This window comes from Sphingopyxis sp. (genome assembly GCF_036402335.1).
Taxonomy (GTDB): Bacteria; Pseudomonadota; Alphaproteobacteria; order Sphingomonadales; family Sphingomonadaceae; genus Sphingopyxis.
On sequence record NZ_DASWTD010000063.1, the window covers coordinates 1 to 9,280 of the forward strand.

At 63.7% G+C, this 9,280-nt stretch carries 10 protein-coding genes and 1 tRNA gene; 4 read left to right on the forward strand and 7 right to left on the reverse strand.

Annotated elements, in window-relative coordinates:
- Positions 1-15: 15 nt before the first annotated feature.
- Positions 16-147, forward strand: a complete 132-nt coding sequence (locus VGD20_RS01920) for a zinc-binding dehydrogenase (protein ID WP_331132847.1) — start codon at positions 16-18, stop codon at positions 145-147.
- A gap of 31 nt (positions 148-178) precedes the next feature.
- Here the strand turns inward: VGD20_RS01920 and VGD20_RS01925 are convergent, their stop codons facing one another.
- From VGD20_RS01925 to VGD20_RS01945, 5 genes are all read right to left on the reverse strand, one after another.
- The gene (locus VGD20_RS01925) at positions 179-694 is read right to left on the reverse strand and encodes a hypothetical protein (protein ID WP_331132839.1); all 516 of its coding nucleotides are present in this window, start codon (positions 692-694) and stop codon (positions 179-181) included.
- 448 nt (positions 695-1,142) lie between these two features.
- A complete protein-coding gene (locus VGD20_RS01930; RefSeq protein ID WP_331132840.1) occupies positions 1,143-1,922 on the reverse strand; it encodes a TSUP family transporter in 780 nt (259 codons plus the stop codon).
- 77 nt (positions 1,923-1,999) lie between these two features.
- Positions 2,000-3,055 (reverse strand): proline racemase family protein, encoded by a 1,056-nt coding sequence (locus tag VGD20_RS01935; protein WP_331132841.1) that lies wholly within the window; start codon positions 3,053-3,055, stop codon positions 2,000-2,002.
- A gap of 23 nt (positions 3,056-3,078) precedes the next feature.
- Positions 3,079-3,810, reverse strand: a complete 732-nt coding sequence (locus VGD20_RS01940; RefSeq protein WP_331132842.1) for a sulfite exporter TauE/SafE family protein — start codon at positions 3,808-3,810, stop codon at positions 3,079-3,081.
- Positions 3,811-3,941: 131 nt separating this feature from the next.
- Positions 3,942-4,018, reverse strand: a tRNA-Pro gene (locus tag VGD20_RS01945).
- 318 nt (positions 4,019-4,336) lie between these two features.
- On the opposite strand from VGD20_RS01945, the gene yajC reads away from it, so the two are divergent.
- The 3 genes from yajC to secF are packed head-to-tail and all read left to right on the forward strand — an operon-like array spanning position 4,337 to position 7,265.
- Positions 4,337-4,603 carry a preprotein translocase subunit YajC gene (gene yajC / locus VGD20_RS01950; protein ID WP_414714529.1) on the forward strand — a complete coding sequence of 89 codons (267 nt, stop codon included), beginning with the start codon at positions 4,337-4,339 and terminating at the stop codon, positions 4,601-4,603.
- Positions 4,604-4,657: 54 nt separating this feature from the next.
- Positions 4,658-6,271: a protein translocase subunit SecD gene (secD, locus tag VGD20_RS01955; protein ID WP_331132843.1), complete on the forward strand. Its 1,614-nt coding sequence runs from the start codon at positions 4,658-4,660 to the stop codon at positions 6,269-6,271.
- A 13-nt stretch (positions 6,272-6,284) separates the two neighbouring features.
- Positions 6,285-7,265, forward strand: a complete 981-nt coding sequence (gene secF / locus VGD20_RS01960; protein WP_331132844.1) for a protein translocase subunit SecF — start codon at positions 6,285-6,287, stop codon at positions 7,263-7,265.
- Positions 7,266-7,328: 63 nt separating this feature from the next.
- Here secF and VGD20_RS01965 read toward each other — a convergent pair whose 3' ends face one another.
- Both VGD20_RS01965 and VGD20_RS01970 read right to left on the reverse strand, forming a co-directional pair.
- Positions 7,329-8,504, reverse strand: coding sequence for a glycosyltransferase (locus tag VGD20_RS01965; RefSeq protein WP_331132845.1), 1,176 nt, complete (start codon positions 8,502-8,504; stop codon positions 7,329-7,331).
- Positions 8,505-9,065, reverse strand: coding sequence for a helix-turn-helix transcriptional regulator (locus VGD20_RS01970; RefSeq protein WP_331132846.1), 561 nt, complete (start codon positions 9,063-9,065; stop codon positions 8,505-8,507).
- Positions 9,066-9,280 lie beyond the last annotated feature (215 nt).

The window sequence follows — 9,280 nt, forward strand, 5'->3', positions numbered from 1 at the left end:
GAGAATGTCGCGGCGATCGACGCGCTGGCGGCGACGGGGAAAATCCGGCCGCACGTCCATGCGTCGCTCGACCTTGCCGACTGGCGCGAAGGGTTCGCGATGCTCGAGCGGCGCGAGGTGGTCGGCAAGGTCGTGTTGCGGCCCTGAACTTCATTCTTTCCTGTCGAATGGCGTTGAACTACGTGACAGTCATACCAGGAGAAAGGAAGAATTTAATATCCAGCCTGCACACCCCGCCTCCAGGAAAAATTTGTCCGTTAAATATTGGTACGGTCAAATTAATTGGATTTGACCATGTGAAAGGTACGTTACTCGCGATGCATTTTACATTTGGAGTCGGAGGGAGCAGGCCTCCAACTTCCAGAAGGTCGGTTGTTCCGGTTGTTGCAGAGTTAAATCTGAAAAACATCGGAACAGTGAATGTTATGCAGCTGGTTACACTGTCGATTTGAACAACTCCGGGCGCCGCCGACAGGATTTTCCCGTTCATTATGAGCGGACATCCCGGCACGCTGGGGCCCGCTACCGGAGTTCCAGGCCCTCCTAAAATGCTATGGCTGGTCAATATCCCATACATGGTAATATTGGTGCCGGGTGGAGGCGAAACGATGGTCTGGGCGGCCGCGGGCGTCGCGGCTGCAGCCATGAAGGCGGGCGTGAGTATGGAAGCGGCAATTCCGGTGATCATTCGCATGTTCAACATCCTCTCCCTATCAATATTGATAAAATCTCCTTGCGACGCACCGCGCCGCGATTGGTCGTTGCGTTCGACAAGGCGCTGACGCCCGGAAGTCCGCTTGCGGCCAGATTGCCGGTGGCCACATGGGGCGCGGCTAATGAACTGCTACCCCGTCAGGGCGGATCGTAAGAACCTTCTCCGGTCGATGACTTATTGCCGGATAGTTGATTGCATTTTTCAATATATGAATACTATATTCTTGTCAACTAATACATGCATCGAGATTCACTATAGATATCAGTGTCATCTCTTGTGAATAGGTTGGAAACTATTTTCTGCGGCGATTGGACAATGAAGAGCATCGAAATATCGATGAATTCATCAAGCAACGACCCAATAACGACGGAGCAATCGGGGGATGCCATGCGCAAGGCGGGCGCGAGCCACTGCCGGCGCTGGAGGATCAACCGGGGAAAACAGTCCATAGCGGATTGGCGGGGTCGGCAAGCAGCTTGACGGTCAGCGCGAAGGACATGACGACGAGCAAAGGTCGGACCCCGCGTCCGCCGAAGCGGATCGCAAGCCGTGCGCCCAGCTGGTTGCCCATGACGTTGGCGGCCGCCATCGATGCGCCGAGCAGCCAGAGGACATGGCCGCCGGCGATCATGGCGAGCAACCCCGCGACATTCGTCGCGAGGTTCAGGAATTTCGCGTTGCCGATCGCGCGCACGAGACCGAGGCCGCCGAGCGCGACGAGCGTCAGCGTGAGGAAGGATCCGGTGCCGGGACCGAAGAAGCCGTCGTAGAAGCCGAGTGCCGTCACGATCAAGGTGAGCCCCGGCGCGCCGACGCGTGCATGGCGGTCGACGCTGCTCATCGGCGGGGCGAGCAGGAAATGGAGCCCCATGGCGATCAGCAGGACCGGGACGAAGGCGGCGAGGAAATCCGAACGGACATGCTGCACGGCTGTCGCGCCGAGCACCGAGCCCGCGAAGGCTCCGGCGGCGGGGAAGGCGAAGCGGCGGAGGTCGACATGGCCGCGGCGCCAGAAGGTCAGGAACGCCGACGCGGTACCGATCGTGCTCTGCAGCTTGTTGGTCGCTAGCGCCGATACCGGCGGTACGCCCGCCGCCATCAACGCGGGAATGGTGAGCAGGCCGCCGCCGCCCGCCATTGCATCGATGGTCCCGGCGAGAAAAGCGATGGCGACAAGAAGGGCGAAGGTTTCGGCGGCAAATTCCATACGGGGCTGTTATGCGCGACGCGGCCGTCTGGCCAGCATCGAACGGCGCCGCATAGCAATGCACGCCACGCGCGGCGTCACGCCGGCGCGTCGAGGTCTGCGAGGCGGCGCGGGAGCGCGAAGCCCGCAGCGAAACGGTCCCGGGACTCGGCGATCATCTCGCTGCGGCCCGAATACCAGGCTTGTCCGCTGACCCGGACGCGTGACAGCGCTTCGATTCCCGATCCGATTGTGCTGGCAAGTGTCCCGACGAAGCCTTCGCCCGACACGCCGCGGATTTCGCAGCTGTCGCCGACCATCATTTCGCCCTTCGACGCCGCGAGCGCGATGCGTGCGGTCACGCCGCTGCCCGTCGGCGAGCGATCGATCTGTCCGTCGGCGAAGATACAGAGATTGTAGCTGGGTCGGCCGTCATGCGCCCCAGGCGCGACGTCGTCGGTCAGGATCGTGCCGTAGAGGAAGCCGAGATCGGGCTCGTGCGGATGCACGATCGGCGCGCCCGCGCGGATGGCTTCGGAAATGGCGGTCGCTGCCTTCACCAGTTCTGCAAGCGGCGTCTCCATCAGCGACAGGCCGATGCGACTGGCGGGCAGGATGGCATAAAAGGCGCCGCCAAAGGCGATGTCGACCCGAACCGTGCCGAGGCCGGGAACGTCGACGGCACGGTCGAGCGCGTTGGTGAAGGATATGACGCTTTCGAACGCGACGCGTGCGGCTTCGCCGTCGTGCGCTTCGACGTCGACGCGAATGACGCCGCAGGGCGCCTCGAGGCCGAAGCTCGCCTTGCCGCCGACCAGTGCGATGCGGCCGCTATCGACCGCCCAGCGGCCGATCGCGATCGTGGCATGGCCGCACATCGTGCTATAGCCTTCCTGATGCGTGAACAGGACCGCAAGGTCGGCGCCGGGAGCGCATGGATCGGTCGGAATCACGCCATACATGCCGTCGTGCCCGCGCGGCTCGAGCATCAGCATCGTGCGCAGATGATCGAGGCGCGTCAGCGCGTCGCGTCGCTTTTCGAGGATCGTGTCGCCCACGAGCGGCGGGAAACCTGCCTCGGCAATCCGTACGGGCTCGCCGGCGGTGTGCATGTCGACCACGCGGATGATCGTGGCGTCGCTGTTCGGGGTCATTGGTCTCTCCAGCAGGCGGGGCTTTACATAAAGGCGATCCGGACCGCCTGAAACAGGAAGGTGGCACCGATGATCGTCACGATCCAGCGGCGACTCCTGCGAAAATGCGCATCGCTGATCCGGTCGAGCACATAGCCGCCGACCATGATCCCCGCCATCGACGCGATGACTGCGATCGCGGTGACCGGCAACGGGATGGCCTCGCGCGCCGGGGCGCTGAGCAGCAGGCCGCCATAGACGAGGATTTTCGACGCATGGCCGATCGCCTGCATCACCGCCTTGGTCGCGACGACCTGATGCCGGTTCAGCTTTGTGTGGATGAAAAGCAGGTCGGTAACCGGGCCCGACACACCGGACACCAGCGCGATTCCGGTCGAAACGAATCCGCCGCCGAGCGCGTGCCAGCGATTGGTTGCATCGAGCGCCAGCCAGCGTTCGGGCAGCCAGACGAGAATCGGCATCAAGCCAAGCCCGAGGAAGACATAGAATCGGGTCGGCGCGAAAATCACCAGCGAGAAAAAGCCCATCGACACGGCGGCGCCGATCCCGAACCACAGCAGCACGGGCCAGGCGACGTGCCTGCGGTGAAAGGTGGCGCGCCATGCGTTCGATGCGAACTGGATGACGCCGTGAAGGGCGAGGGCGGTGGTCGCGGGCAGGATCCAGGCAAGTACACCCATGAAGACGAGGCCGCCCGCCATGCCGAAAATGCCCGAAAGGATGGAGGTCAGGAAAGCGGCCGCTACGATCAACACGCCGACCTGCATCCCCTGGCCTTCCTTTCCGTGCGCAGTTCCCGCCCGGACGCGGGGCCAAATGGTATAGCTCGCCATCGGCCGATGGCGAAGCCATGCTGCGAGCATGCTATCGGATTGTCAGTTAAATTTGGTCGGGACGAGAGGATTCGAACCTCCGACCCCCACACCCCCAGTGTGATGCGCTACCAGGCTGCGCTACGTCCCGACCGGCCCTGTTGGGCAGGCGAGGCCACTAGCGCGGGTTGGCGGGGGATGCAAGCGGGGATGGCCCTTCATTGTGGCAATCGGTGCGCCGGGCTTGATCCTGGCGGCATCCTCCCCATTTCGACGGCGCTTGCCAAGGGGGAGGGCGTGCACGACCGGTTGCGCGCGCGGCCCCTGCGTGATAGGCGCCGCGCCATATTTGCGTGCCGGTTCCGTGGGGGACAGGCAATGCTGCAAACAGAAAGTCTTTTCACCCATGTCGATGCAATTGCTTCTGGCTCAGGCGGCCGGATCGGGCGGCGGAACCGCCGGTTTCCTGATGCTGGTTCCCTACCTGCTGATCTTCGTCGTTTTCTGGTTCTTCCTGATCCGCCCGCAGCAGGTGCGCGCGAAAGAGCATCGCGCCAAGATCGCCGCAGTGAAGCCGCGCGACCAGGTCGTGACCGGCGGCGGCATCGTCGGCAAGGTGACGCGCGTCGACGACGACTATGCCGACGTCGAAATCGCGCAAGGCGTGAAGATCAAGGTCGTCAAGGCGACCCTGGCCGACGTCATGCAGCCCGGCGGCAAGCCCGCCAACGACTGACGCAGCGGGGGCCGCGTCCCGCGCGGTCCCGCTCTTGCAATCGGACTTACCACCATGCTCGATTTCCCGCGCTGGAAGACCATCGGTATCAGCATCATCCTGCTGCTCGGTATCCTCTTTTCCATTCCCAGCTTCCTCCCCGAAAAGGCGATGAACAGCCTGCCGTCCTTCCTGCAGGCGAAGGTCAATCTGGGCCTCGACCTTGCCGGCGGCAGCCATTTGCTGCTGGAGGCCGATATCGCCGACCTCCGGAAGACGCAGCTGACCAACATGGAAAAGACCGTGCGCACCGCGATGCGCGGCGAGCGTGGTCCCGACGACGATATCGCGATCGGCGAACTGTCGACCGCGGGCGGCAAGATCAGCTTCCTCGTCCGCGATCAGGCGAAGCTCGACGAAGCGCGCGAACGGCTGTTCAGCGAGACGCAGGGCGCCGGGCTGACCGGCCAGCGTGACTGGCGCATTGATGTCGTCGATGTGACGCGTATCGTGATGACGCCGACGAACGCAGGACAGGCGCAGGCCGTCGCGAACGCGATGGATACCGCGCGCGACATCATCGACAAGCGCGTCAACGCGCTTGGTACGCGCGAACCGACGATCATCCGCGAAGGCGCCGATCGTGTCGTCGTTCAGGTTCCGGGGCTGCAGGATCCGGCTGCGCTGAAAGAATTGATCGGCAAGACCGCGCGCCTCGAATTCCGCATGGTCGACACCAACGCCGATCCGAACGAAGCCGCGGCGGGCCGCGTGCCCGTGGGCAGCGAGATCGTTCCCTATGCCGAAGGCGAGGGCAATGGTGCGTCGTTCGAAGTCCTGCGCCGGCAGGTCATGATCAGCGGCGAGCAGTTGATCAACGCCCAGCAAAGCTATGATCCGCAGAGCAACCAGCCGGTCGTTTCGATCCGTTTCGATTCGGGCGGATCGAGCACATTCGCCAAGGTAACCGCGCAGAATGTCGGCAAGCGCTTTGCGATGGTGCTCGACGGCAAAGTGCTGTCGGCGCCATCGATCAACGAACCGATCCTTGGCGGTAGCGCGCAGATTTCGGGCAGTTTCAGCGTCGCGAGCGCCAACGCGCTGGCGATTTCGCTCCGTTCGGGTGCGTTGCCGGTCAAGATGACGGTCGTCGAAGAACGCACCGTCACCCCCGAACTGGGCAAGGACTCGATCAGGAAGGGCGCGATCGCGGGGATTATCGCCACGATATCCGTGCTGGTCCTGATGATCGTCGTTTATGGACGGTTCGGCATCTATGCCTGTATCGCGCTCGCCTTTAACGTCTTCCTGATCATCGCGGTCATGGCGGCGTTCAACGCGACGCTGACGCTGCCCGGCATCGCGGGCTTCGTGCTCACCATCGGCGCTGCGGTCGATGCGAACGTGCTGATCAACGAGCGCATACGCGAGGAGCTGAAACGCGGGCGAAAAGTGTTCCAGGCCGTCGAACTCGGCTATTCGGAAGCCAGCCGTGCGATTTTCGACGCCAACGTTACCAATGTCATCGCGGCCGCGCTGATGTTCTGGTTCGGCTCGGGTCCGATCAAGGGCTTCGCGGTCGTTCTGACCATCGGCATCGTCACCAGCGTTTTCACTGCCGTTACCGTTACGCGCATGTTCGTCGCCCATTGGCTGCGCACAAAGCGTCCGACGTCGATCAACATTTAAGGGAGCCGGCATCATGCGCCTGCTGAAACTCGTCCCCGACGATACCAATATCGACTTCCTGCGGTGGCGGAAAGTCGCCTCCTTCATGAGCTTTTTCCTGGTCGCCGTGTCGATCGCGCTTGTGGCCGTCAAAGGCCTGAATCTCGGTGTCGATTTTGTCGGCGGCCAGTCGGTTCGCGTCGAATTCACCCAGGCGATGCCGCCGATCGACGAAATTCGCGAGAAGGTCGGTGATATCGGCCTTGGCGAAGCGACGATCCAGCAGTTCGGGTCGGACAAGGCCGTGTCAATCCGCACCGCGCTGCCCGAAGGCGACAAGTCCGCCGCCGAGCGCGCGGGGCAGCAACTGGTAGCAGGGATCCAGAAAGCTTTCCCGACCGCGAAGACCGGATCGGTCGAGACCGTGTCGGGCAAGGTGTCGGGCGAATTGATACGGACCGGCGCGATCAGCCTTGCGCTCGCGATCCTTGGTATTTCGATTTACATCTGGATCCGCTTCGAATGGCAGTTCGGTGTCGGTGCGCTCGGGCGACTGTTCCATGAGGTGTCGCTGACGTTCGGCCTGTTCGCGGTGACGCAGATGCAGTTCGACCTGAACAGCGTCGCGGCGCTGCTGACGATCGTCGGCTATTCGCTCAACGATACCATCGTCGTTTATGACCGCATCCGCGAAAACCTCAAAAAATATCGCAAGATGGAGATCATCCCGCTGCTCAACCTCAGCATCAACGAAACGCTGTCGCGCACGGTGATGACGACTGTCGCCATGATATTGGCGCTCGGCATGTTGCTGATCTTTGGCCCGGACGTGATTTTCGGATTTACCGCGGCGATGCTGTTCGGCGTGTTCATCGGCGGCTATTCGTCGGTGCTGATGTCGACGCCGGTGCTGGTGTGGCTGAAGGTCGGGCCGGACAGCTTCGTCCCGCGCACCACGGCCGGGATGGGCGGCGGCGAGCGCGTCGAACGCAAGGACGACGGCGCGGTCGTTTAAACCCGCTTTTCATCTTGAAGAAAACGGCGCCGGCCCGCTTCGCGTGGGCCGGCGTTGCCGTATCTAGCGGCCCGCGCAGCGACGCAGATGTTCGGCAAGCTCGCGGCCGTTGCGGTCCCAGTCGAAGCGCCCGCCGAGGCTCGCTGCGACGTTGGCTGGTGAGGGCGGGTTCGCGAGGATGGCGCGTACCGCTTCGGCGATCGCGACGGATGTTCGCTCGACGATGCTGCCTGCAACCGGCGAGGTCACAAGTTCGGCCGCGCCGCCCGCGTCGCTGATCACGATCGGCGTGCCGCAGGCGAGCGCTTCGACCCAGGCGTTGGCAAGGCCCTCGCTGGCCGAGGGCATGACGACGGCATCGGCGGCGCGATAAAGCTGCGGCAGGTCGGCATTGGCGATCGGCCCCATGAAATGGACGCGCCCCTCGACCCCCAACCGCGCGGCGAGCGCGCGATAACGGCCTTCCTCTTCACCCGCGCCCGCAAGCCAGTAATGCACGCGGGGAAGCGCCGGAAGCGCCTCGATCACCAGCGCCTGACCCTTACGCTGGATGAGGGCGCCGACGGTGAGGATGGCAGGGGCATCGTCGATGCCGAGTGCGGTGCGCGCGGCCGCCCGATCGCCCGGTGAGAAGCGCGCGCCGTCGACACCAGTATAGTGGACCGCGATCCTGGCGGGATCGATGCCGATTGCGGCCATGTCGCCGCGCATCGCACTCGAAACCGCAAGCAGTCCGGCCGCCCTCTCTCCCGCTTCGATCACTTGCGACCGCGTCGCCGGATCATGGCCGAAATGGCTGATATCGGCGCCGCGCGCCTTGGCCGAATAAGGAAGCCCGAGCGTAGCGCCAACGCGCATCGCGGCCGGGCCGTCGGGGTAGAAGAATTGCGCATCGACGACGTCGAACGCGATGCCGTGGACCGCTGCCAGGACGGTGCGGGCGACCTTTGCCGGATTGTACCGCGCGCCGACACGCGGGATCAATGTGAAGCGCGGGCGCAGCACCGTGAGGCCGTTCCAGCTTTCGGTCCGGGGCAGGGCGCGGAGCGCGCGATAGCGTTTGTGGAGCGACAGTGGGAAAGGCGGCAGGCCAACCGGGGCGACGATGGTGAGTTCGATACCCGGCTGCGCCGCGAGCGCGCGCAGGCTCTTTTCGACGAACAGGCCGAAGTTCGGCCGCGCGGCGTCGGGGAAGAGCGTCGCGATCGAGAGGACGCGGAGGGGTGGGGCCGCAGACACTCAGAGCGTACGGAGCAGGCGGACGGCGACCGCGGCCCACGGTGGGTTGCTGACGACCTGCTGGCGCTGGCCCGTGCCGAGCGGGAGCAGGTGCAACTTCTCCCCATCGACGTTGAGAAGGCGCGCAAAGAAGAAACGGCCGGCGGGGCGCGGAACGAGCAGGTCGCGGTTGAGTACGCTCGCCCAGTCGCCTTCGATGCGGCGGCACCAGATTTCGTCGCCCGAACGATAGTCGCCGATCGACGACGTGACGCGTACAGCGACCATGTCCTCGCCGGGACGCGCGGTGAGCGCCCGTTCGACGCGGGTTGGTGCCAGCGCGCCTTCGGCGCCAAGCAGCGCGGTTATCGTGAGTTGGGTGTCTTGCGGAAGCTGGACGAGTTCGGCGGCATCGACGCCAAGCGCCGCGGCGATGCGGTTCATCCAGCCGAGCGACAGCGTCCGTGTTCCGGTTTCGAGGCGGCCGATCGTCTGTGCGGTGGTCGGCGGGTCGCAGCGTTGGCCGACTTCCTCCAGCGTCAGGCCCTTGGCGCGGCGAACGGAGCGGATGCTGTTGATCATGGCGATATTTCCCGGATAACCAAATCGGTTTCTTCTTTCCTACAAAATAATCCAATGTCAAGGCCGATCACCCAAGCAAGGAGATTGCCATGACCGCACGCCGCCTCGAAACCCGCCTTCATCCCGACGACCGCATCGACCCGGGCAAGTCGGGGCCACAGGTCATGCGGCACGTGACGGTCAATATGGCAGAAAATCCGATCACCTGGCTGGCA

Coding starts and splice junctions, on each gene's coding strand:
- VGD20_RS01925 (WP_331132839.1), bottom strand. CDS start 694: ATGCGAATGATCACCGGAATTGCCGCTTCCATACTCACGCCCGCCTTC.
- VGD20_RS01930 (WP_331132840.1), bottom strand. CDS start 1,922: ATGGAATTTGCCGCCGAAACCTTCGCCCTTCTTGTCGCCATCGCTTTT.
- VGD20_RS01935 (WP_331132841.1), bottom strand. CDS start 3,055: ATGACCCCGAACAGCGACGCCACGATCATCCGCGTGGTCGACATGCAC.
- yajC (WP_414714529.1), top strand. CDS start 4,337: ATGCTGGTTCCCTACCTGCTGATCTTCGTCGTTTTCTGGTTCTTCCTG.
- secD (WP_331132843.1), top strand. CDS start 4,658: ATGCTCGATTTCCCGCGCTGGAAGACCATCGGTATCAGCATCATCCTG.
- secF (WP_331132844.1), top strand. CDS start 6,285: ATGCGCCTGCTGAAACTCGTCCCCGACGATACCAATATCGACTTCCTG.
- VGD20_RS01970 (WP_331132846.1), bottom strand. CDS start 9,065: ATGATCAACAGCATCCGCTCCGTTCGCCGCGCCAAGGGCCTGACGCTG.